This is a genomic window from Micromonospora krabiensis (assembly GCF_900091425.1).
Lineage (GTDB): Bacteria > Actinomycetota > Actinomycetes > Mycobacteriales > Micromonosporaceae > Micromonospora > Micromonospora krabiensis.
The window spans coordinates 2,288,520-2,311,784 of sequence record NZ_LT598496.1 but is presented as its reverse complement, the minus strand read 5'-3'; the positions used below and the strand labels follow the sequence as shown (position 1 = coordinate 2,311,784).

At 72.8% G+C, this 23,265-nt stretch carries 17 protein-coding genes; 13 read left to right on the top strand and 4 right to left on the bottom strand.

Features of this window, described 5'->3' with window-relative positions; genetic code table 11:
- Nucleotides 1-141: 141 nt before the first annotated feature.
- Both GA0070620_RS10170 and GA0070620_RS10165 read left to right on the top strand, forming a co-directional pair.
- Nucleotides 142-621, top strand: a complete 480-nt coding sequence (locus GA0070620_RS10170) for a GNAT family N-acetyltransferase (protein WP_172836410.1) — start codon at nt 142-144, stop codon at nt 619-621.
- Nucleotides 622-785: 164 nt separating this feature from the next.
- On the top strand, nt 786-1,721 hold the full coding sequence (locus tag GA0070620_RS10165; RefSeq protein WP_091589626.1) for a glycosyltransferase: 936 nt from the start codon (nt 786-788) through the stop codon (nt 1,719-1,721).
- 8 nt (nt 1,722-1,729) lie between these two features.
- On the opposite strand, the gene GA0070620_RS10160 is transcribed toward GA0070620_RS10165, so the two are convergent.
- Nucleotides 1,730-2,398, bottom strand: coding sequence for a polysaccharide deacetylase family protein (locus tag GA0070620_RS10160; RefSeq protein WP_091589625.1), 669 nt, complete (start codon nt 2,396-2,398; stop codon nt 1,730-1,732).
- Nucleotides 2,395-4,560, bottom strand: coding sequence for a glycosyltransferase (locus tag GA0070620_RS33530; RefSeq protein WP_269456579.1), 2,166 nt, complete (start codon nt 4,558-4,560; stop codon nt 2,395-2,397). The genes GA0070620_RS10160 and GA0070620_RS33530 overlap by 4 nt, the downstream gene beginning before the upstream one ends.
- 384 nt (nt 4,561-4,944) lie before the next feature.
- On the opposite strand from GA0070620_RS33530, the gene GA0070620_RS10150 reads away from it, so the two are divergent.
- The 8 genes from GA0070620_RS10150 (at nt 4,945) to GA0070620_RS10115 (ending at nt 16,461) form a co-directional block, all read left to right on the top strand.
- Nucleotides 4,945-5,799 carry a GNAT family protein gene (locus GA0070620_RS10150; RefSeq protein WP_172836409.1) on the top strand — a complete coding sequence of 285 codons (855 nt, stop codon included), beginning with the start codon at nt 4,945-4,947 and terminating at the stop codon, nt 5,797-5,799.
- 28 nt (nt 5,800-5,827) lie between these two features.
- Nucleotides 5,828-7,390 carry an acyl-CoA ligase (AMP-forming), exosortase A system-associated gene (locus tag GA0070620_RS10145; protein WP_091589624.1) on the top strand — a complete coding sequence of 521 codons (1,563 nt, stop codon included), beginning with the start codon at nt 5,828-5,830 and terminating at the stop codon, nt 7,388-7,390.
- On the top strand, nt 7,387-8,610 hold the full coding sequence (locus tag GA0070620_RS10140) for a pyridoxal-dependent decarboxylase, exosortase A system-associated (RefSeq protein ID WP_091589623.1): 1,224 nt from the start codon (nt 7,387-7,389) through the stop codon (nt 8,608-8,610). Before GA0070620_RS10145 ends, GA0070620_RS10140 begins: the two co-directional genes overlap by 4 nt.
- A 25-nt stretch (nt 8,611-8,635) precedes the next feature.
- Nucleotides 8,636-8,896 carry an acyl carrier protein gene (locus tag GA0070620_RS10135; RefSeq protein WP_091589622.1) on the top strand — a complete coding sequence of 87 codons (261 nt, stop codon included), beginning with the start codon at nt 8,636-8,638 and terminating at the stop codon, nt 8,894-8,896.
- Between the two features lie 255 nt (nt 8,897-9,151).
- Nucleotides 9,152-10,060, top strand: coding sequence for a YveK family protein (locus GA0070620_RS10130; protein WP_091589621.1), 909 nt, complete (start codon nt 9,152-9,154; stop codon nt 10,058-10,060).
- 6 nt (nt 10,061-10,066) lie between these two features.
- Entirely contained in the window at nt 10,067-11,446 is a 1,380-nt protein-coding gene (locus GA0070620_RS10125) for an O-antigen ligase family protein (RefSeq protein ID WP_091589620.1), read from the top strand.
- A gap of 214 nt (nt 11,447-11,660) precedes the next feature.
- The gene (locus GA0070620_RS33210) at nt 11,661-15,557 is read left to right on the top strand and encodes a DUF4082 domain-containing protein (RefSeq protein WP_091589619.1); all 3,897 of its coding nucleotides are present in this window, start codon (nt 11,661-11,663) and stop codon (nt 15,555-15,557) included.
- A gap of 145 nt (nt 15,558-15,702) precedes the next feature.
- Nucleotides 15,703-16,461 carry a glycosyltransferase family 2 protein gene (locus GA0070620_RS10115; protein ID WP_231922321.1) on the top strand — a complete coding sequence of 253 codons (759 nt, stop codon included), beginning with the start codon at nt 15,703-15,705 and terminating at the stop codon, nt 16,459-16,461.
- Here GA0070620_RS10115 and GA0070620_RS10110 read toward each other — a convergent pair.
- Nucleotides 16,422-17,891, bottom strand: a complete 1,470-nt coding sequence (locus GA0070620_RS10110; protein WP_091589617.1) for a glycosyltransferase — start codon at nt 17,889-17,891, stop codon at nt 16,422-16,424. The genes GA0070620_RS10115 and GA0070620_RS10110 overlap by 40 nt on opposite strands.
- A 278-nt stretch (nt 17,892-18,169) precedes the next feature.
- Between GA0070620_RS10110 and GA0070620_RS10105 the strand changes: the two genes are divergently transcribed.
- From GA0070620_RS10105 to GA0070620_RS10095, 3 genes are all read left to right on the top strand, one after another.
- Nucleotides 18,170-19,675 carry an oligosaccharide flippase family protein gene (locus GA0070620_RS10105; protein WP_091589616.1) on the top strand — a complete coding sequence of 502 codons (1,506 nt, stop codon included), beginning with the start codon at nt 18,170-18,172 and terminating at the stop codon, nt 19,673-19,675.
- 27 nt (nt 19,676-19,702) lie between these two features.
- The gene (locus tag GA0070620_RS10100) at nt 19,703-20,827 is read left to right on the top strand and encodes a glycosyltransferase family 2 protein (RefSeq protein ID WP_197677579.1); all 1,125 of its coding nucleotides are present in this window, start codon (nt 19,703-19,705) and stop codon (nt 20,825-20,827) included.
- 256 nt (nt 20,828-21,083) lie between these two features.
- The gene (locus GA0070620_RS10095) at nt 21,084-22,217 is read left to right on the top strand and encodes a hypothetical protein (protein WP_157741585.1); all 1,134 of its coding nucleotides are present in this window, start codon (nt 21,084-21,086) and stop codon (nt 22,215-22,217) included.
- A gap of 22 nt (nt 22,218-22,239) precedes the next feature.
- On the opposite strand, the gene GA0070620_RS10090 is transcribed toward GA0070620_RS10095, so the two are convergent.
- The gene (locus GA0070620_RS10090) at nt 22,240-23,253 is read right to left on the bottom strand and encodes a TolB family protein (RefSeq protein WP_157741584.1); all 1,014 of its coding nucleotides are present in this window, start codon (nt 23,251-23,253) and stop codon (nt 22,240-22,242) included.
- Nucleotides 23,254-23,265: the final 12 nt, after the last annotated feature.

Genomic DNA, 23,265 nt, shown 5'->3' with positions numbered 1-23,265 from the left:
GGCAGGAAGAGCGCGCTGTAACGCGCAAGTAGTGGCCTCCCACCGCGTGGGAGGCCACTACTTCCGTGCTCGAGCGCGATCATGGCGGTGTCCCGGACACGCCGCGCCGGATTGTCGGTGGGTCGCCCTATCCTCGGGACCGTGACCCCTGACCTGCGCCTGCGCCCGGTGCGCGACGACGACCTGCCGATTTTCTACCGCCTCCAGCGCGACCCGGTCGCGGTCCGGATGGCCGCCTTCACCGCGGAGGACCCGGACGACCACGCCGAGTTCGCCGCCCACTGGCAGCGCATCCGCACCGACCCGGCGATCGTCAACCGCACGGTCACCGTCGACGGCGCCGTGGTCGGCTACGTGGCCGCGTTCCCGGTCGGCGAGCAGACCGAGGTCAGCTACTGGATCGACCGGGAGTGCTGGGGGCGCGGCTACGCCACCGACGCGCTCGCCGCCCTGCTGCGGGAGGTGCCGCAGCGTCCGGTGCACGCGCGTGCGGCGAAGGACAACCACGGGTCGCTCGCGGTGCTGCGCAAGTGCGGGTTCGTCGTCCGTGGCGAGGACCGGGGCTACGCGGCGGGCCGCGGTCACGAGGTGGAGGAATACGTGCTGGAGCTGCCCGCCTGATCGTCCGCCGCCGGCCCGGCGACCGCTCGGCGCCGGGTGCCGGCCGAAGGGCCGGGCGCCGCTGACGGGTAGTGGACAGGAGTTCGTCCGCCGGCGCCTTTCCGCGCTCACGCGACCGGTGCAGGATCGAGGTCGCGTGCGTCCACACGGTCTGAGGAGCGGGCTTGAGCGGCAGCGACGACACCATCGCCGTGGTGGTGGTCACCTACAACAGCGAGCGGTTCCTGGCCGACCTGATCGCCTCGCTGGGGCCGGGGCTCGACGGCCTCGACTGGCACCTGACGGTCGCCGACAACGCGTCCGTCGACGCCACGGTGGAGACGGTGCGCCGGCTCGCCCCGGCCGCGACCGTCGTGGAGATGGGCCGCAACGCCGGCTACGCGGCGGGCATCAACGCCGGGGTGGCCGCCGCCGGGCCGCACGGCGCGGTGCTCGTGCTCAACCCGGACGTCCGGCTGGGTCCCGGCTGCGGCCGGGAACTGCTGCGGGTGCTGCGGTCGCCGGGCACCGGGATCGCGGTGCCGCGTCTCGTCGACGGCGACGGCGACCTGATCTACACGATGCGGCGCGAGCCGAGCATCCTGCGGGTCCTCGGCGACGCGCTGCTCGGTGCGGAGCGGGCCGGTCGCCGTCCCGCGCTCGGCGAGGTGGTCACCGACCACCGTCGGTACGCCAGCGAGGCGGTCACCGCCTGGGCGGAGGGCTCCACGCTGCTCATCAGCGCCGAGTGCTGGCGCCGGTGCGCGCCCTGGGAGGAGAGCTTCTTCCTCTACTCGGAGGAGACCGACTTCGCGCTGCGGGCCGGTGACGTCGGCCTCGCCACCCGGTTCACGCCCGCCGCCACGGCGATGCACCTGGAGGGCGACTCCCGGGTGTCACCGGGCCTGTGGGCGCTGCTCACCCTCAACCGGGTGCGGCTCTTCCGGCGGCGGCACGGCCGCGTCGCCACCGCGGCCTTCTGGGCGGCGCTGCTCCTGCGGGAGTTGAGCCGGGCGCTGCTGCGCCGGCGTCCCAGCCAGGCCGCCGTGCGGGCGCTGATGAGCCCCGCCAGGTTCCGGGAGACGCCCGGCCCGCACACCGTCCGCGCGCTGGCCGGCTGACGGGGCGGTCAGCGGAGTCGTTTGGCGATCCCGGTCGCCGCCAGTCGGCCGCGGCGGAGCGGACCCGGCCGCGTCAGCACCTCGGCGCGCAGCGATGCCGGCGTGTCCGCCCGGCGGACGCTGAACCGCGGCTGAAGCCATGCCGCCGCATGCGCCGCCCGGCGGTCGCTGGTGAACACCCGCGTGTAGCCGAGGTGCCGGAGCTGGGCGAGCAGCCGGCGGTCATAGCGGCCCAGGGGGCAGGCGGCGAGATCGACCGGAGCGCCACCGGTCGCCGCGACCAGCCGGTCCCGGGCCACCACCAGCTCGTCCTGGACGGTGGCGCGGTCCATGCCGCGCCACGACCGGTGCGCCAGGCCGTGCGTGCCGATCGTCATGCCGTTGCGGCGCAGCTCGCGTACGCCGTCCGCGTCGAGGCTGCCGGGCTCGCCCAGGCGACCGGCCAGCACGAAGAAGTCCGCCGTGAGGTTCCGGTCGCGCAGGGCGGGCAGCCCGATCCGCAGGTCCGAGTCGTTGCCGTCGTCGAAGCTGATCCGCACGGCCGGCCATGCCGCCACCTCGTCGAGGATCGCCAGGAACTGGTCGTGGGTGACCCAGTACCGGTCCTCGCCGGGCTCCAGCTCCCGCCCGGGCTCGCCGATCCCGTGGAAGCAGATGTTCAGGACGTGGCTCGTCACCGTCGTTCGCTCCCGTGTGTGTCGCCGGTCCGGACCAGCTCGTCGATACCGCCGATGCGGGGCTTCGGCACCTCCCGGGACGACTGGTCGCGTTCCCAGGTGCCCGGGTCCGCCCGTCGGGCCCGGGCCGCCGCCGTCAGGGTGATGAGGACGTAGCAGACGGCGGCGGGTGCCAGCCACGGCCGGGGCAGGACGACGTCGCGCAGCCACGAGCGGCGGTCCGCGTCGCGTACGCCCTCGGATGCCGTGTCGTGCGCGGCGGCCGCGCGCATCGCGGCGTTGCCGGCGCGCACCCGCGTCAGCCGGCGTACCAGGTCGTCGACGTGGCGCGGTGTGGCCACGACGGAGGTCGCCCCGGCGACCTCCCGCTTCTCGGCCGGCTCGAACAGGGAGTCGAGGAACAGGTCGTCGGCCAGCACGTCGGGGAAGCTCTCGAACCGGTCCCGGCCGGCGGCGGACAGGGCGATCGCGCCCCGCCCGAAGAGGCCGTTCCGCAGCGCGGGCAGGTGCCGGTGCACCGCGTAGTAGGCGCGCACCGGCAGGGGCCGGCGGGTCAGGTCGAGCGCCCGGCGGGGCACGGCCGCGAGCGGGCGTCCGGTGGGCTCGTCGGTGCTCGGGCCCACGGCGTCGGCGAGGAGCCGCAGGCTCTCCGTCGTCACCACGACGTCGGCGTCCAGGTAGACGCGGGGAAAGCCGACCGCGACCCCGTCGCCGGCGTTGAGGGCCGCCGGCTTGCTGGCGACGTCGAGCTCGACGACGCGGACGCCGGGGCGGCCGCCCGCCACCCGCGCGGTCCCGTCGGTGCAGCCGTTGGCGACGACGGTGACGTCGAACTCGCCGTCGCGCGCGTCCGCCAGCAGGGTGTCGAGGCAGCGGCCGATGACGTCGGCCTCGTTGTGCGCCGCGATGACGACGCTGGCCCGCCGACCCTCCACAGGGGAGGGCGTGGTGGCCGGTTCCGGCAGGCGGCGGGCCAGCAGGCGGCGCCAGACGGAGACGTACTGCCGCGCCTGGTGCTCCCAGGCGAGCATGGTGGCGAAGCGGTCCAGGCCGGTGCCGCGCATCCGGTCCCGCTGCGCGGCGTCGTCGAGCAGCTCGTCGATGGCCTCGGCGAACTCGGCCGGCGATCCGGTCGGCAGGTACCGGGCGGCCTCCCCGGCGGTCCGCCGGGTCTCGATCAGGTCGACGGCGACGACCGGGACGCCCCGGCCGAGGTACTCGACGGTCTTCGCCATCGTGGACAGGTCGTTCATCCGGGTCGGCAGGTCCGGCTGGATCGCGACGGTGGCCGTACGCAGCAGCGCGTCGACGGACGGGCCGTCGAGCCAGCCGGCGAACTCGACCAGGTCGTGGAGCCCGCGTTCGGCGGCGAGCTTGGTGAGGGCGTCCATGCTCTCGCCGTCACCGGCCAGGACCATCCGCCAGTCGCGGCGGCTGCGCCGGCGGGCCAGCTCCTCGGCGGCGAGCACGGCGACCTCGACGTTGTCCTGCGGGCCGAAGACGCCCACGTAGGCGATGGTGTGGACGTCCTCGGCGGCGGTCTCGTCGGCGGGGGAGTCGCCGCGGGCGATCTCGTGCGCGGCCGGGCCGTTGCGGACCACCGTCAGCTTCTCCGGCCGGACGCCACGCTGAAGGGCGTTCTCCCGGAACGACTCGTTGGTCGCGAACACGGCCGTGGCGGTGCGCAGGGTGAGCCACTCCAGCAGGACCAGGGTACGGAAGACCCACCGGTTGGCGGATCCGCCGGCACGGGCGGCGTAGATCTCGGGGCAGAGGTCGTGGTGGTCGAACACCCAGGGGCGCCCGAGCGCACGCCAGATCACCGCGAGCGGGAAATAGATGTCGGGCGGGTTGCAGACCTGAACTCCGTGTGCCCGCCCGCGGAAAAGCTCACCGAACAGTCGAATCGTGATGCACAGGAACGACCAGACGAACTCCGCCGCGAACGACAGCACCCCCGATCCGGTGACAATCAACGGATACGGCTTGAGTCGGGTGTTTCTGCTTCCCGGCAGAATTCGGAGATTCCTGTCCCCGCGAGGCGCGATCACCGTCACGTCGAAACCGTTGGCCTCAAGGCTGAGGCATTCGCGGATGACGCGCCGGTCACGCTCGGCGGGGAGATTGGCGACGAGGATGGTGACGTGCGGCCGACCCTTCACAGCGAGGACCACTTTCTCTCGTCCGACGTGCACGACGACGGCAGGAACACTGCCGGACCGCCCGCTCGGAAGACAAGAGCATCGCTCGTATCAGGGGTGTCGGTATCTTTCCACGTGTCCGTTCGACGGCCGGACCGTCGGAGGTGGACAGTGGCCGCCGTCGCATCGTCCTCCGCCGTTGGGCCGGACGGCTGAGGCGCGGCCCCCGATCCGGTGCTCTGACTGACCGACCAGTTGACGCAGTCGCGCCGGGAAGCGTTGCTAACTGACGGAAAGCTGGCAGTGCCGACCGGGCCAAACCCTGCACGATGTCGTTCGCCGGGAAACTGCCGGCGGTGTCACCGCCGGCGCGCGGGGCACGGGAAATCGAGGATGGGGACGTAGATGCCGGTGCGGGTGCTCCCCATCACGGCGGCGGAGCGGCAGGTGGCGGCGGACTTCCTCCACCGGCAGCTCAACCACCGGGTGTCGGCCGAGGCCTGGGCGCGCGCCATGGACGTGCCGTGGAAGGTCGACGCGCCCAACCACGGCTTCCTGCTGCGGGCCGACGACGACGTCGTCGGCGTCCACCTCGCCTTCTACTCGCAGCGCTGGCGCGACGGCCGGGCCGAGCGGTTCTGCAACCTGGGCGCCTGGTGCGTGCTGCCGGAGTACCGGTTCCACGGCCTGCGGCTGTTGAAGGCCCTGCTGGCGCAGGACGGCTACCACTTCACCGACCTGTCGCCCAGCGGGAACGTGGTGCCGCTCAACGAGCGGCTGGGCTTCCGCTTCCTCGACACGGCCACGGCCCTGATGCCGAACGCCCCCTGGCCGACCTGGCCCGGCCGGACCGTCGTCAGCGCCGACCCGGCCCGCATCGAGGCGACGCTGAACCCGTCGGAGTTGGAGATCTACCGGGACCACGTGGAGACCGCCGCGCGGCACCTGGTGCTCGTCCACGGCGACGAACACTGCTACGTCGTGTTCCGCAAGGACCGTCGCAAGGGCCTGCCGCTCTTCGCCTCGATCCTGTACGTGAGCAACCGCGCGCTCTTCCACCGGCTGGCCCGGCCGCTGGGCCGGCACCTCCTGACCCGGCACGGCGTCGCGGCGACCCTCGCCGAGCTGCGGGTGGTCGGCGAGCGCCCACCCGGCTCGGTCATGCTGGCGTCGCCACGCCGCAAGATGTTCCGCGGCGCGGACCTCGAACCCGACGACGTCGACTACCTGTACAGCGAGTTGACCTGTGTCAGCTGGTGAACCCGGTCCGACGAGAGGGAGACCCGCGATGCGCACGGCCCTGCACGACATCCTGGCCGGAACCGGCCGGCGGCCCGCCGACGCGCCGGCGCTGACCGCGCGGGACCGCACCCTGACCTACGGCGAGCTGCGGCGCAACGTCGCCGCCGTGGCCGGCGGGCTGGCGCGCCTGGGCCTGCGGCGCGGTGAGCGGGTGGCCGTCTACCTCGACAAGCGGCTGGAGACCGTCGAGGCGGTCTTCGGCACCTCGGCCGCGGGCGGCGTCTTCGTCCCGGTGAACCCGCTGCTGCGCCCCCGGCAGGTGGGCCACATCCTCGCCGACTGCGCCGTACGCGTGCTGGTCACCACCGCCGAGCGGCTCGACCTGCTGGCCGACGAGTTGACCGACGTCAAGTCGGTGGAGCACGTCGTGGTGGTCGGGCCTCCGCCGGCGACCACCACCACCCGCCACTCCGTGTCCACCTGGGACGACCTGGTCGCCGGCCCCGCCGAGCCACCCGAGGTGGCCGTGGTCGACGTCGACCCGGCGGCGATCCTCTACACGTCCGGCAGCACGGGCCGGCCCAAGGGCGTCGTGCTGTCGCACCGCAACCTCGTGGCCGGCGCCGAGAGCGTCAGCCACTACCTGGGCAACGGCCCGGACGACGTGCTCCTCGCCGCGCTGCCGTTGAGCTTCGACGCCGGGTTCAGCCAGCTGACCACCGGGTTCCTGGTCGGCGCCCACGTCGTGCTGCACAACTACCTGCTCCCCGGCGACGTCGTGAAGGCCTGCGCCACGCACGGCGTCACCGGCCTCACCTGCGTGCCGCCGCTGTGGCTCCAGTTGGCCGAGCAGCGGTGGCCGGACGAGGCGACCCGACGGATGCGCTACGTCGCCAACACGGGCGGCCGGATGCCGAAGGCCACCCTCGACCGTCTGCGCCAGCTCTTCCCGGCGGCCCGGCCCTACCTGATGTACGGGCTGACCGAGGCGTTCCGCTCCACCTACCTCGACCCGGACGAGGTCGACCGGCGGCCCGACTCCATCGGCAAGGCGATCCCCAACGTGGAGATCCTGGTCGTCCGACCCGACGGAAGCCTCGCCGACCCGGGAGAGGAGGGCGAGCTGGTGCACCGCGGGCCGCTCGTCGCCCTGGGCTACTGGAACGACCCGGAACGGACCGCGAAGCGGTTCCGCCCGCTGCCCGCCGCCGAGGGCGCGCTCCGCCCCGAGATCGCGGTCTGGTCCGGCGACATCGTCCGGCGCGACCACGAGGGATTCCTGTACTTTGTCGGACGCAACGACGAGATGATCAAGACCTCGGGTTACCGGGTCAGCCCGGCCGAGATCGAGGAGGTCGCGTACGAGACCGGCCTGGTCGGCGACGCCGTGGCGCTGGGCGTCGACGACCCCCGCATCGGGCAGCACGTCGTGCTCGTCGTGAGCCCACCCGCGAAGGGTGACGTCCAGGAGGCCGAGCTGCGGGCCGAGCTGCGCAAGCGGCTGCCCCTCTACATGGTGCCGAAGCAGATCGTGCGGCGGGACTCCCTGCCCCGCAACCCGAACGGCAAGTTCGACCGCAACCTCATCCGCGAGGAAGTGATCAGGTGACCCACCCCGCCCTGGCCGCCTTCGAGGGCCGTTCCGGCGCGCTCGTCGTCGGCGGCATCCCCGTCGACCGGCTCGCCGAACGGGTCGGCGCCACCCCGTTCTTCGCGTACGACCGGGCGATGCTGACCGACCGGGTGCGGCTGCTGCGTGACACGCTGCCCACGGCGGTGAGCCTCAGCTACGCGGTGAAGGCGAACCCGATGCCCGCCGTCGTCCAGCACCTCAGCGGCCTCGTGGACGCCTTCGACGTCGCGTCCGGTCTGGAGCTGCGGACGGCGCTGGACACGACCATGCCGGCCGACCGGGTGAGCTTCGCCGGCCCGGGCAAGTCCGACGCCGAGCTGAGCCAGGCCGTCGCCGCCGGCGTGACCATTGAGATGGAGTCGGAGAACGAGGCGCGGCGCGTCCTCGCCGCCGGCAACCGGCTCGGCATCCGGCCCCGCGTCGCGATCCGGGTCAACCCCGACTTCTCCGTCAAAGGGTCCGGCATGCGGCTCGGTGGCGGCCCGCAGCAGTTCGGGATCGACGCCGAGCGGGTGCCCGCGCTGCTGAAGGAGCTCGCCGACGCCGACCTGGACCTCCTCGGCTTCCACGTCTTCGCCGGCTCGCAGAACCTGCGGGCGGAGAGCATCTGCCAGGCGCAGCGGCAGACGGTCGAGCTGATGCTGCGGCTGGCCGAGGAGTCCCCGCTGCCGGTCCGCTACCTCAACCTCGGCGGCGGCTTCGGCATCCCGTACTTCGAGAAGGACCAGCCGCTCGACCTCGCCGCCGTGGGCGCCAACCTGGCGACGCTGGTCGAAGGGCCGATCCGGTCGGCGCTGCCGGACGCCCGGGTCGTCGTCGAGCTGGGTCGCTACCTCGTCGGCGAGAGCGGCGTCTACGTGACCCGGGTGGTGGACCGCAAGGAGTCACGCGGCCGGACGTACCTGGTGGTCGACGGCGGGCTGCACCACCAGCTCGCCGCGTCGGGCAACTTCGGGCAGGTGATCCGGCGCAACTACCCGATCGCCGTCGGCAACCGCTGGGGCGCCGAGGCAGGGGAGCCGGTGACCGTGGTCGGGTGCCTGTGCACCCCGCTGGACCTGCTGGGCGACAACGTCGCCCTGCCCCGGGCCGAGGTCGGCGACCTCGTCGTGCTCTTCCAGGCCGGCGCGTACGGTCTGACCGCCAGTCCCACCGCGTTCCTCAGCCACCCGGCACCGGCCGAGGTCCTGGTCTGAGTTCGACTCGATCTCAAGGGGAGAGATGGACACCAGCACCACCGTCTTCAACGACGTCAAGTCCGTGGTCGTGGCGACGCTCGGCATCGAGGACCGCGCCGACACGCTCGACGCGTCGACCGTGCTCCTCGGCGATCTGCCCGAGCTCGACTCGATGGCCGTGGTCGAGCTCGTCGTCGCGCTGGAGCAGCGGTTCGACATCGAGATCGACGGTGACGAGGTCACCGCCGACCTGTTCGAGACACTCGGCGGTCTCGCCGATTTCGTCTCCGCGAAGGTGCGCTGAGCCGTCGATGGGCGGGGGCGAGCGGTGGAATGCTCTTTCCGCTATCCGCGCCATCGGCTGTTCGGCGGAGCGTTCCCGCGGGTCCGACGTTCGCCTCCGGACCGCTCCACGGCCGGCTGAGTCGGCTGTCCGATCGGAGCTTGCGGACGTTCTGGCCGCCAGGGAAACTAAGCGCGGGGAAGGTTATCCGGCCGCTGACACCCGTCACACTCAGCCGAGCCTTTGCCGACCTCAATCACCATACGAGAGGCTGTTGTGGACCTCTGGGACCTGACCAAGGTGCTGGCCCGGCGCTGGTATGTGGCCCTGCCTCTCCTGTTGGCCTCGGTCGTGGCCGCGGTTTTCGTCTCCATCAACGTGCGGCCCGACTACCGGGCGCAGGGCTACCTGCAGATGCTGCCGCCCCAGCGGACGGAATCGAAGGGCCCCCGCAATCCCTGGCTCGACCTCGGCATCGGTTCCCTCGGTGACGCCGCGATCGTGAAGGTCACCGACAACACCGAGCTCGGCCGGCTGGCCGACCGCGGCCTGTCGGACAACGTCCTGGTGAACTTCCCCCGCGAGTCCCCGCTGCTCGGCATCGAGGTGGTGGGCAACAGCCCCGAGCAGGCGACGGCCACGGTCCGCGAGATCATCCGCCTGCTGAACGCCGAGATCGTCGCCAAGCAGGAGCAGTACGGCCTGGCGCCCGCCGACATGATCACGACCCTGACCCTGAACGACGGCGCGCTGCCGGAGGTCGTCACCTCGAAGGTCAAGCGCGTGATCGTGGTGGCGGGCGGCATCGGCCTGCTGATCACCGTCGGCGGGACCGTCGCGGTGGACGCCCTGCTGCGTCGCCGGCAGCGCCGTCGCGCCACCCCGGAGGCCGAGCCGGCGTCCCGCGCCGAGGCGGCCTCGCCACGGTGGGTCGGTTCGGTGCCGACCGGCGACGCCGGTCGGGACGCGGACCGGGCGCCCGCCCCGCCGCGACCGGTGCCGGTCCAGCCCCGGCGCACCGAGCCCGGCGAGTTGGCCGCCCGCCGCGACGACCGCCCGGCCGTCGTCGCGCCGGAGCGCGCCACGCGTCCGGACTTCGTCGCCGACCGGGCACGCTCCGACGCGACCATCGTGCTTCCGGTGACGCCGACCAACGGGCGGGACCGCCGCGAGAATCGGCCCTGACGGGTCGTGACCCTCGTCCATCACCCGGTCGACTTCGAGCCGTCGCTCGTCTACGACCGCACGTACGCGAGTCGGCGTCGGTGGCTGGTGCTGGGGACGACGACTGTCCTGAACCTGCTCGTCGTCCTGCTGTACGTGCTGCCGGCGAACCTGATCGTCCCCAACCTCACCTACGCGGGCCGGCCGGCCCTGCTGCTCGGGCTCGGCATGTTCTGCTGGTGGGTGCTGTCGCGGCTGGACTACCGGCTGGTCATGACCGGCCCCCAGCCGCTGCGCTGGGTGGTCCTGCTCTACCTGCTGTCCGTGCTCTTCTCCTACCTGGCCGGGATGCTCCGGGGCCTGCCGTCGATCGAGGCGAACGCGCAGAACTTCTTCCTGCTCGTCACGATCGAGTTCCTCGGCGTCGTCCTGATGACGGCCGACGGGATCCCCAACTGGGCCCGCCTCAACAACGTGCTGCGGATCTTCGTCTGGTGCGCCGGTTTCATGGCCCTGGTCGGGCTCGTCCAGTCGACCTTCGCCTTCAACCCGGCCCAGTACCTGGTCCTGCCCGGTCTGCAGTGGAAGTCCGACCTGCTGGACTTCGCCGCGCGCGGCACCGGCGGGCTCTTCCGGGTGCCCGGCACGGCGGCCCACTACATCGAGTTCAGCACGGTGCTCGCGATGGCCGTGCCGTTCGCGATCCACTACGTCCGGTTCTCCGCGACCCGCAACCAGCGTGCCGCGTACGCCGTCCTGGCCGTGATGATCGCGGCCGCCGTGCCGGTGGCGATCTCGCGTACCGGCGTGGTGGCTTTGCTCGCCGCGATCGGTGTCATGTTCGTGACCGTGTGGCCGTGGCGGACGCGCTACAACATGGCGCTGGTCGGCGGTGCCGTGCTGGGGGCGCTGTTCATCGTCAAGCCCGGTCTCATCGGGACGTTGCGCGCGATGTTCCTCGCCGGTGAGCAGGATTCGAGCATCAGCGCGCGCACCGAGGACTACGCGGTCGTGGCGGAGTTCTTCGCCCAGCGGCCGTGGCTCGGTCGAGGGCCCGGAACGCTGATCCCGACCATCTATCTCTACCTGGACAACCAGTGGCTGCTCACCCTGGTCACCGGTGGAATCATCGGCGTCGCGGCGCTGGCCGGCCTGCACATCGCGTGTATCCGGCTCTCGGTTCTCGCGATGCGTCGGTCGACCCGTCCCGACGACAAACACCTGTGTGCGGCACTGCTCTCGTCGCAGATAGTGGCAATTCTGGTGGGGGCCACGTTCGACTCGATGTCGTTCACCACGTACGCCTTCACGCTCGCGATGATGTGTGGCCTGTGCGGTGCGGTCTGGCGGTTCACCCACCCCGCCCGGGTCGTCCGCACATCGGCCGTCGGCGGGCGACGCGGATAGGCGTGCTGAGCTGAATGCCCGGGCGTCCGGCTAATGTGTCCCGTCTCCTCCGCCGACCAGTCAGTGTCGGATGTCCTGGCCGCCGATGTTGATTTTTCCAGGTGGTGTCTTACTTTGACCGTGCCGTGGCACCGACCGTTCCGCGGCCAACTGCGCTCAGCTCTTCTCGAATTCTTTCGGTGGCCCCAGACAGCCCGGAGAGGGCAGATACGTGATGGACGAGACCGAGGACAGCCGTGGTCGGGAGCCGACCCGGTGGCCGCGCGTACGTGACTTCGTCGGCCGCCGATGGGCGGCGTGGCGGCCGGGCTCCCTCGGCCGGGTCCTCGCGCCGTCGCGCGGGCTGGTGTTGGCCGCTTCACGGGCCGGTGACGCCCGGCTGACCCGCCGACCCGCCGTGCTGATCGCCGTCGTGCTCGCGGTGGTCGCCAGCGGCCTGGTCGTGGTGCAGCGGGCCGTCGCGGCCGCCGGGCCGTGCAACCCGGTGATCAACCCGGTCGTGTGCGAGAACTCGCAGCCCGGCGCGGACCCCGAGGAGTGGGACATCCGCGGCGCGGGCGACGAGTCGATCCAGGGTTTCAGCACCGACATCAGCGTGAACGTCGGCGGGACCGTCACCTTCAAGATCAAGACCGACGCGCGGGCCTACTCGATCCGGATCTACCGCCTCGGCTACTACGGCGGCGACGGGGCCCGGTTCATCAAGGAGATCAGCCCGTCGGCGCGCCTGCCCCAGAGCCAGCCGGCCTGCATCCACGACCCGGGCACGGACATGGTCGACTGCGGCAACTGGGCCGTCTCGGCGAGCTGGACCGTGCCGACCACCACCGTGTCCGGCGTGTACATCGCCCGCCTGGAGCGCGACGACACCCAGGGCGCGAGCCACATCCCCTTCGTGGTGCGTGACGACGCCAGCCGGTCGGACGTCTTCTTCCAGACCTCGGACACCACGTGGCAGGCGTACAACACCTACGGCGGCGCCGACTTCTACGTCGGCCCGCAGTTCGGCCGCGCCTACAAGCTCAGCTACAACCGCCCGTACGCCACCCGCGGCGACAGCGAGGGCCGGGACTTCCTGTTCAGCAACGAGTACCCGATGATCCGGTTCCTCGAACGCAACGGCTACGACGTCAGCTACACCTCCGGCATCGACAGCGACCGGCGCGGCGGCCTGATCAAGAACCACCGGATCTTCCTGTCGGTCGGTCACGACGAGTACTGGAGCGGGCCGCAGCGCACCAACGTGGAGGCGGCCCGGGACGCCGGTGTGCACCTCGCCTTCTTCAGCGGCAACTCCGTCTACTGGAAGACCCGGTGGGAGCCGAGCACGGACGGCAGCAACACCGCGTACCGGACGCTCGTCTGCTACAAGGAGACCTGGGCCGCCGAGAAGATCGACCCCTCGGCGGAGTGGACCGGCACGTGGCGGGACCCCCGGTTCAGCCCGCCGTCCAACGGCGGCCGTCCGGAGAACGCCCTGCTCGGCACCGCGTACATGGCCAACCACTCGGACCTGCCGATCCAGGTGCCGGCCGCGCAGACCGGGCTGCGCTTCTGGCGCAACGCCGGGCTCCCGGCCGGGCAGAACGTGACGCTCGCCCCGCACACCGTGGGTTACGAGTCGGACGAGGACCTGGACAACGGGTTCCGGCCGCCGGGCCTGATCCGCCTCTCCACCACCGTCGGCGAGACACCGGAGTACCTGCGGGACTTCGGCCAGGTGGTCACCCCCGGTACGACGACCCACAACATGACGCTCTACCGCGCGGCCAGCGGCGCCCTGGTCTTCTCCGCCGGGACGATCCAGTACGCGTGGGGCCTCGACGCCGAGCACGACGGGTACGCCAACGAACCGGCGGACCGGCGGTTGCAGCAGGCGGTGATCAACCTCTTCGCCGACATGGGCGTGCAGCCGGACACCCGGATGAGCGAGCTGGCCGCGGCCAACCCGTCCACCGACGTCCAGGCGCCCACGGTGCAGATCAGCCAGCCCGCGGCCGGTGCGAACCTCACCCGGGGAGCCGCGGTCACCGTCAGCGGCACGGCCAGCGACGTCGGCGGCCGGGTCGCCGGCGTGGAGGTCTCGACCGACAACGGCCAGACCTGGCATCCGGCCACCGGCACGACCACCTGGAGTTACACGTTCATCGCCGCCGGCTTCGGCCTGACCGTGTCGGTACGGGCGATCGACGACAGCGTCAACGTCGGGACCAACCCGGTCAGCCGGTCGTTCGCGTTGACCGGCCCGCACACCCTGTTCGGCTCCCGGACGCCGACGGTCAAGGCGGCCGACGACGGCGACACCATCGAGCTCGGCGTCCGGTTCAAGCCGGCGACCGACGGTGTGGTGACCGGGGTGCGCTTCTACAAGGGAGCGACCAACACCGGCACGCATACCGGCACGCTCTGGGCGATGAACGGCACCAGGCTCGCCACCGGCACGTTCTCGAACGAGAGCGCGACGGGCTGGCAGTCGATGAACTTCGACAAGCCGGTCCAGGTGACCGCCGGCACCTCCTACGTCGCCTCCTACCGCGCCCCGAACGGGCACTACGCGGCCGACGAGTTGGCGTTCAGCGTCCGCGACTGGGTGGCCGGCCCGCTGACCGCCCCGCGGTCGGTCGGCACCGTCGACAACGGGCTGTTCTCGACCGACGGGGGCATCCCGGACCGGACGTACCGGGGCAGCAACTACTACGTCGACGTCACCTTCCTCGCCGGTGCCGACGCGCCGCCGTACGCGGTGTCGCAGTCACCCCTGGACGGCGCCTCCGGCGTGCCGGTCGCGACCGCGCTCTCGGCGTCCTTCTCGAAGCCGGTGGTGCCGGCGACCGTCCAGGTCACCCTCACCGGTGCGGGTGGGGCGGCGACGGCCGGGACGACGACCTACCAGAGCCAGACCAACACGGTCGCCTTCACGCCCTCGGCGCCGCTCGCGGCGGCCCAGACCTACACGGCGTCGGTGTCGGCCCGCGACAGCGACGACAACCCGGTCTCCGCCACCTGGTCGTTCACGACCGAGCTGGACTCCACCATCTCGACCCTGTTCGCGCCGAACGCGACGCCGGACGTCGCCGCCGACGCGGACGCCGCACCCATCGAGGTGGGGGTGCGGTTCACCCCGTCCACCAACGGCAAACTGGTCGGCCTGCGGTACTACCAGGGGCCGGGTAACACCGGCACCCACACGGGCAGCCTGTGGACGGCGGACGGCGCGCGGATCACCGAGCTGACGTTCCCGTCCGGCACGAACGTGGGCTGGCAGGTGGCCTCGTTCCCCACGCCGGTCACGCTGACCGCCGGGACGACGTACGTGGCCTCGTACTTCGCGCCGAACGGCCACTACTCGGCGACGACGAACTTCTTCGCCTCGACGTGGGTCAACGGGCCGCTGAGCGCGCCGGCCGCCGGCAACGGGGCCTACCGGTACGGCGCGACCGGTGGCTTCCCGACGAGCACGTACGGCGCGACGAACTACTGGGTCGACGTGCTCTTCCGCAGCGAGGGCGGTGGTACGCCACCTCCGACGCCGACCCCCACTCCCACTCCGACGCCCACTCCGACGCCCACGCCGACCCCGACGCCCACTCCCACGCCGACCCCGACGCCCACGCCCACGCCGGGTCCGACCCTGCCCGCCGGCACGGTGTCCATCTTCGGCACCCAGGCGGTGCCGGCGAACGCGCAGTGGAACGACACCACTCCGGTGGAGGTCGGCGTGCGGTTCACCTCCGACGTCGCCGGCAAGGTCCACGGGGTGCGGTTCTACAAGGGCACGAGCAACACCGGCACCCACACGGGCTCGCTGTGGTCCTCCGCCGGTGACCTGCTGGCCAGTGGCACGTTCGTGGGTGAGACCGCCAGCGGCTGGCAGACCCTGGTCTTCGCCCAGCCGGTGACCGTCACACCCGGCGCCACCTACACCGCGTCGTACCACACCGACGCCGGGTACTACGCCGTGGACCTCAACCAGTTCCTCAGCCCGTACGACAACGCGCCGCTGCACGTCGGCTTCACCGGCGCCGTGTACCGGTACGGGGCGGGTGGGGTGGCCCCGACGAGCACCGCCGCCCACAACTACTGGGTCGACGTGGCGTTCCTGCCGGACTGACCGGGACCGCGGGAGCCGGCCCCCATCCGGGGCCGGCTCCTCGCGTGTGTCACCGCCCGCCCAGCCAGCGAACCGACCGACCGACGGGAGTAGGCCGAGAATGCTCAGCATCATCAGACGGAGACTTCGGGCCCGATTCGGGTGGATGCCCATGTACGAGCTGCGCAACAAGGTCCTGCTCGGGCACACGGCGATCGGGCTGCGCCGGCTGGAGCTGGCCGAGACACGTCGGCTGCTGGCCACGTTGCCGCACGGCCGCCGCCCGAAGGCCACCGTCGCCGTGGTGCTGCTGACCTACCGCCGACCCGAGCACCTGCGCCGGGCTGTCGACTCGGTGCTGGCCCAGACCATGCGTGACCTGGTGCTGGTGGTGGTGGACGACGGCGGTGGGCTCCCGCCGTTGCCGGACGACCCCCGCCTGTTCCCGGTGAGCCTGGCCCGCAACGTCAACGTCCTCGGTGTCAGCCGCAACATCGGCATGCGGCTGACCGACTCGCCGTTCGTCGCCTTCATCGACGACGACAACCTCTGGTACCCCCGGCACCTGGAGGTCGCGCTCGCCCGGCTCACCGCCCCGGACGCGCCCGACGGGGTCTACACGGCCATGCGCCGGGTGCTTCCCGACGGCACCGAGTACGACGTGCTCTCCCAGCCGTTCGACCGGGACCTCGCCAAGAACACGGCGTTCCTCGACAGCAACCCGTTCGTCGTCCGGCGCACCGGCGACGTCTGGTTCAGCCGGATCCGGCGCGTCTCCGCCACCCTCCCGAAGGAGGACTGGGAGATGATGTACCGGCACAGCCGGCGGCACCGCATCGAACACATCCCCGAGGCGACGGTGCAGTACCTGGTCAACCCCGGCAGCTACTGGACCAACTGGGAGCCCGAGCCGGGCCGGGCGTAGCCGAGCAGCACGTCGGCGTGCCGGCGGAGGCAGGCGTCCGCGGGAAACCGGGTCCGCCCCCGCTCCGCCAGTTCCTCCCGCCGGTCGGCCCACGCCGCCCGGTCCCGCACGACCGCCGACATGGCGGCGACGAGCTCGGCCCGGTTGACCTGGGTGCGGAACCGGGTCGCACCGATCTCCGCCCAGCCGATCCGCGACGGGTCACCGCCCGGGTTCCCGACCAGGTGACCCCACGCGCCGTCCGGCCCCAGCTGCTCGCGGGCGCCACCGACGTCGCTCAGGACCACCGGCAGGCCCGCCGCCATCGCCTGCATCGAGGCGAGCGACCAGCCCTCGAAGTACGAGTCCAGGACGAAGGCGTCCGCGGCGGCCAGCAGCCCCGACGGGTTGCGGCACAGCGCGCGCAGGTGGATGCGGTCGGCCGCCGGCAGCGACCGCGCGAGCCGCATGATCTGCTGGGTGTACGGCCCGTCGTCGGTGTGGCCGGCCACCAGCAGGTGCGTACCCGGGTGCGCGGCGGCCACCTCGGCGAACGCCGACACCAGCCCGTACGTGTTCTTCTGGAGGCTGTAGCGGGCCAGCGAGACGAACAGGAACTCGTCGGTGAGGCCGAGCGCGCGCCGGGCGAGGGTCCGGTCGACGCGGGGCGCCCGGTCGAGGTCGACGCCGTTGGGCACGGTGACCACGCGGTCGGCCGGATAGTCCGGGTTCACCGCCAGGTACTGGCGACGGACGAGGTCGCTGACCGCGACCTGCGCGGTGACCCGGCGGGCCCGCTCGCGCTCGCCCGGCCATGTGTGGGGATGCATGAAGGCGTGCATGCCGTGCAGGGTCTCCACCCACGGCACGCCCGCGGCGGCGACCGCGTCGAGCGCCCAGTCGGGGGCGCAGTGCGCGCTGACGACGTCCGGGTCGACCGTCCGCAGCCACCGCTGGTCGCCGGGGAGCGCGGTCACGGTGGGCACGCCGGCCGCCGCGAGGGTGCGCAGCAGCGGGTCGTCGTCGGCGGTGTCAGCGGCGCGGACGAACACCGTCTCGATGCCCCGCTCCGGCAGGCGTCGGGCCAGGAACGCGGCGAACTCCTCCGCCCCGCCCTTGTCCGGGCCGGTGACGACCGCGCAGCGGCGAACCGTGGCGGGCTTCGCCCGCGCGTTTGGCACGTCGCGCGCGGGCGGCTCCGCAGTCGGGCCGAGGTCCTCGATGTCGCCCGTGCCGCCGGCGACCAGCGGAACCCGCCAGTCCGCCTCCGGCGCAGCCGCGCCCCGGTCGTGGATCAGCGTCCGGGCCAGCTGTCCCAGACCCCGCCGGGCGGGCGCGGGAAGCAGATGGGCGCGGCGCTGCGCCCACATGACCAGTGGACGGACCGCGCCGGCCCGGGACGGGCCCGGCTGACCGGTCGTCGCGGAACCCGTCGGCGGCTGCTCGCTCATCTCGACGTCCTTCCGGGGGCGGGCGGTCGGGCGACGCGGGGCCCGCCGGGCCGGACCACGATAACGTCGCGTCGGCTGTCCCCGCAGTGGTGCGCCGGGCCGACGTGCCCGCACCGATGGGTCAGCCGGGATGAACGACAAGCTCGGGACTGTAGACAGTTCTCCGACACCAGAGTCGCGTCCGCCGCACTATCGTCGCGGTGGCCGCCGGCGTCGGGTCGTGCGGCACCGGGAGGCCGGATTGTCGAGCATGTTGTTGGAAGCGACCGCGACCCGTCATGACGCAGCCTGACGCCGCGGCGGTCCAGGCGCCGCCCGCCGACGACCTCGGCGGCAAGGTCCGGCGGGGTCTGGCCTGGGGAACGATCGGCAGCCTCGCCCTGCGCCTCGGGAACTTCGGCCTCGGCGTGGTGATGGCCCGGCTGCTCGCGCCGGAGGAGTTCGGCGTCTTCGCCGTCGCGCTGACGATCCAGGTGATCCTGACGGCGCTGGTCGAGCTCGGGATGACCTCCGACCTCGTCCGTCACGGGTCGATCGCCGAGCGCGGGCCGACCGCGGCGACCATCGCGGTCGTTGTGAGCGTGTGCCTGGCCGGTGCCACGTCGGCGCTCGCCGGCCCGCTGGCGAGCGCGATGGGCAGTGCCGACGCCGCGCCGGTCGTCCGGGTCATGTCGTTGACCCTGGTGCTCGTCGGCCTGGCCACGGTGCCGTACGCGGTGATCCAGCGCGACTTCCGGCAGTCGGCGCAGTTCGCCGTCGACGGCGCCGGCCTGGTGGTGTCCGTCGTCCTCACCCCGCTGCTGGCCGTCCTCGGCTTCGGCGCGATGTCCCTCGCGCTCGCCCGGGTCGCCTCGCAGGGCGTCTCCACCGTCATCCAGTTCGTGGTGGCGCGGACCCGGCCGCGGTTCGGTTTCCGGCGGGAGATCGCCGGATCGCTCGTCCGGTTCGGCCTGCCCCTCGCGTCGGCGAACCTGCTGTCGTGGATGGTGATGAACGCGCCGTTCGCCGTGGTCGGCCGCACCGGCGGGGCGCTGATGCTCGGCTTCTACGTGCTGGCGTTCAACATGGCGTCCTGGCCGATGCTCACCCTCGGCCAGGCGATCCGGGTGGTGGCCCTGCCGGGGTTCGCCCAGATCACCGACGTCCGCCGCCGGGCCGACGCGCTGCCCCGCGCGATCGGCCTGAGCTGGTCGGTGGCGTTGCTGGTGGGTGTGGGGCTGTCCACCCTGGCGAGCGTCGTCATCCCGCTGATCTACGGGGACCGCTGGCTGCCCGCCGCGCAGGCGTTGGGGGGCCTCGCGTTCTTCGGCTCGCTGCGGATCGTCCTGGACCTCGTCACCACGTACCTCATCGCGGTCGGGGCGACGCGCGCGGTCCTCGTCATCCAGGCGGTGTGGCTCGTCGTGCTGGTGCCCGCGATGGCGATCGGCATCAGCGGGTGGGGGCTGGCCGGCGCCGGTTGGGCGCACGTCGTGATCGGTGTCCTGGTCGTGCTGCCCGCGTACGCGATCGCCCTGCGCCCGCACGGCCTGCAGCTCGGCGCGGCGTTGCGGAACCTCGCCGTGCCGCTGCTGGCCGGTGTCCCGGCGACGGCGGCCGGGCTGCTCGCCGTCGACCTGGTCCACGACCGCCTGCTGGCCCTGCTGCTCGGTGGGTCGGTCACCACCGTCGTGTACGCCGCCCTGCTGCTCCGCTGGGCGCGCCGCCGGCTGGCGGAGCTGAAGGCCGTCGGCAGCGCCGACGCGCCCCAGGAGCGTCCCGAGATCGCCCTCGTCTCACCCTGACCCACCCGCCGACCGGAGGGATGCGACATGTTCGACGTTGCCGCGATGCGGCTCACGCTGACCGGCCTGGCGCCGGCGACGGTGGTGCGACCGGGTCCACCACCCGTCCGGCGGCCACGCGTCTCCGTCGTGGTCCCGTGCTACAACTACGGCCACTACCTGCGCTCCTGCGTCGACAGCGTGCTGTCCCAGCCGGGCGTCGAGGTGGACGTCCTGATCGTCGACGACGCGTCGCCGGACGGCAGCGCGTCGGTCGTGCGGGAGATCGCGGCCGCCGACGACCGGGTGCGGGCTATCTGCCACGACCGCAACCGGGGGCACATCGCCACGTACAACGAGGGCCTGTCCCAGGTGGACGGTGACTACGTGGTGCTGCTGTCGGCCGACGACCTGCTGACCCCGTCGTCGCTGGCCCGTGCCACCGCCGTGATGGAGCAGCACCCCGAGGTGGGGCTGGTCTACGGCCGGGCGGTCGCGTTCAGCGGCGACGACCTGCCGCCCGCGCGGACCACGGCGACGTCCTGGACGCTGTGGCGCGGCCGGGACTGGCTGGCCGACCGCTGCGGCACCGGCCGGAACCCGCTGCGTTCCCCGGAGGCCGTGATGCGTACGTCGGTGCTGCGCGCCGTCGGCGGATACAACCCGGAGCTTCCGCACGCGGGCGACCTGGAGATGTGGATGCGGGCGGCGACGGTGTCCGACGTCGCCTTCGTCGGCGGCGCCGACCAGGCCTACTACCGCGAACACGCCGCCAACATGCACCTCACGTCGTTCCAGGGCGGCGACCCGAAGGGTGTGCTGGTGGACCTGGCGGAGCGCACCGCCTGCTTCGACAACGTCCTCGGCGGCGACCCGCGCTGGCGGGACCTGCACGACCTGTCCCGGCGCACCCTGGCCCGTGAGGCGCTGACCTACGCGGTGCGGTCGTTCGAGTGGGGCAAGGCGGAGTCGTGGCCGGTGGACGAGCTGGCCGCCTTCGCGGCCGACACCTGCCCACGGCCGGCGCTCGCGCCGCTGTGGCGGGCGTTGGCGCTGCGCCGGCGGGTGGGCGCCCGCCGTTCGCGGCGGCACCCGCTGTTCCTGCCCGGGGAGCAGGTCCACAAGGTACGCGCCCGGGTGGCGCACCGCCGCTGGCAGCAGGCCGGCATCTGAGCCGCCGGACCCGTGGTGCCGCAGGACGGGACGACACCACGCCGCCGGTTGCGGCGTTGGACCAGTCGGGTCCCGGTCGGGCGGGCGGCAGGCCGGCGGTCGCGGACCCAGCCTCGCGCGGACGAGAGCTGGCACCGGCTGATCTGTGAGCGCAACCCTGGTGTTCCGCCGCCAGGTGACCTCGGAGGTGCCGTCCCGGCGCGTCCGCCGAATGCCCTGGCCGCCCGGTGCGGGGCTCGCCGTGAGGAACAGGATCATGTCTCAGCGACCTGATGACCAGGAACACCCCGGCCGCGGATTCCTAGCCGACGGGGCCGGGCCCGCGCCGGACCGGTCCTGGCTGCGCCGCAACCGGACGAGGATCGCGCTCGCGGCGCTCGGCGTGGTGGCCGCCGTCGTCGCGGTCCAGGTCACCGTCGACGTCACGCGCAGCCCCGACCCGGTGGTGGCCGCAGAGGAGACGCCGGATCCCGACGACGCCGTGGCACAGCCCGAGACCGCCGACCAGTCGGCGGCCCCGACCCCGAGCGCGTCGGGCTCCGCGTCACCGTCCGGACGGCCCTCGGCCACGAAGACACCGGGCCGCCCGAAGGGTGACGCGGCGCCGCCGCGCGCCGGCTCCTGGCCGCACCCGGGCAACACCGGAGTGCCGGCGGGATGGCGGCCGAAGTCCACCCGCACCTCCGACCTCGTCATCGAGCGCAGCGGCACGGTGGTCGAGGACCTCCGGCTGGTCAACGCGAGCATCCGGGTACGCGCGGCGAACGTCACCATCCGCCGCGTCGAGGTGCAGGGTGGGTCCATCTGGGCGTCGGGGCCGTGCCGGGGGCTCGTGGTCGAGGACGTCTCGTTCATCAAGAGCCCCGGCCAGGTCACCACCACGAAGGACAGCCCGGTGCTGGGCCCGGGCGGGTTGACCGCCCGCCGGGTCAAGGTCGACGGCGTGCCGGAGGGCCTGCGGGTCAGCGAGAAGGAGCAGTGCGGCCCGATGGTCGTCGAGGACTCCTTCGTCCGGGTGGCGGCACCGACGAGCTGCGACGACTGGCACGGTGACGGCCTTCAGGGCTACTACGGCGGGCAGTTGTCGGTGCGGCGGTCGACGTTCGTGCTGACCGAGTTCCGGGCCGCGCCGTGCGAGGGAACGGCGCCGTTCTTCTACCCGGGGGAGCAGGGCAACACCCGGGTCGACATCGACGGGCTGCTCGCGGTCGGCGGCCGGTGGTTCGCGTTCGTGCTGGGCACGGAGGGGTCGGTGCGCAACCTGATGCTCCCCGACGGCTCCAACCCCGACGTCAAGTGCGCCCTGCTGAGCGGCTGGTCGGCCAACGCGGTCACCATCGACGCGAACTTCCAGCCCACCGTGGGGGCCGCGCTCCCCTGCCGGACGTGACGGGTCCGCCCGCCGTGGCCGGTCAGCGCACCACGGCGGGCGACCACGCGTCGGGCACGAGCACCTGGGGCGATCCGCTGCCGTCGGCGGCCACCCGCCAGACGTCGCTGCTCGCGGTGCCCTCGCTCTGCCGGGCCAGGCCGTAGACGACCTGCCGGTCGTCCAGCCACTCCACCTGGTCGTCGACGCTGCGGGTCTCGGCGAGCAGCGTCTCCGCGCCGGTGGCCAGGTCGTAGACGGCGAGGCGCCACCGGCCCGGGGGCAGGTCGCCGTGCTTCTTGAAGGCGATTCGGGTCCGGTCCGGCGACAGCGAGGGGCATTCGGCGTCGCGCCGCAGCGCGGTCAGCTGCCGCGTCGACAGGCGGCCCTCCACCAGCCAGGTCTTCCCACCGCTCGCGGCGGTGGCGTAGAAGCGGTCGTCGTCGGCAAAGGTGACGCCCCACAGGTTCCGGTCGGCCGCCGTGACCGTCCGGCCGTCCACCACGAGCCGGAACGTCTCCAGGTCGCCGACGACCTCGGCCCGGGACCGGCTCACGACCGTACGGGTGGAGAACTGTCCCGGGTTGGCGTACGAGTCGCCGAACACGAACGTGGTCGTGGCGACGAGGGAACCGTCGCGGGACAGTCGGGCCCGGCTGGGGATGCCGGTGAGCGGCAGGTCCCGCTGCGGCTGCCAGTCCCGGTCGAGCAGTTGCGCCCGGTACGTGGTCACCACGCCCCGCTCCGCGGAGAGGCAGATCGCCTCCGCCGCCGTGGCGTAGACCCGCTCGCAGGAGGCGGGGGTGAGCGCGCGGGGCCCGTCGGGCGCGGACAGCGGCACCGCCGCCACCCGGCCGTAGCCGTCGCCGAGCGCGGTGCTGCGGAAGACCAGGTGCGGCTGGGCCCGCACCGCCGCCAGGTCGGTGCGGGTGGGCACCGTGGCGGTCGCCCGCGAGTGGGCCTGGGACTGCCGTTCCCGCCACACGTAGCCGCCGGCGCCGAGGACGGCGACCAGCAGCACCGCCACCATGACCGTCATCCGGGCCCGGACGCTCATGCCGGCCCCTCC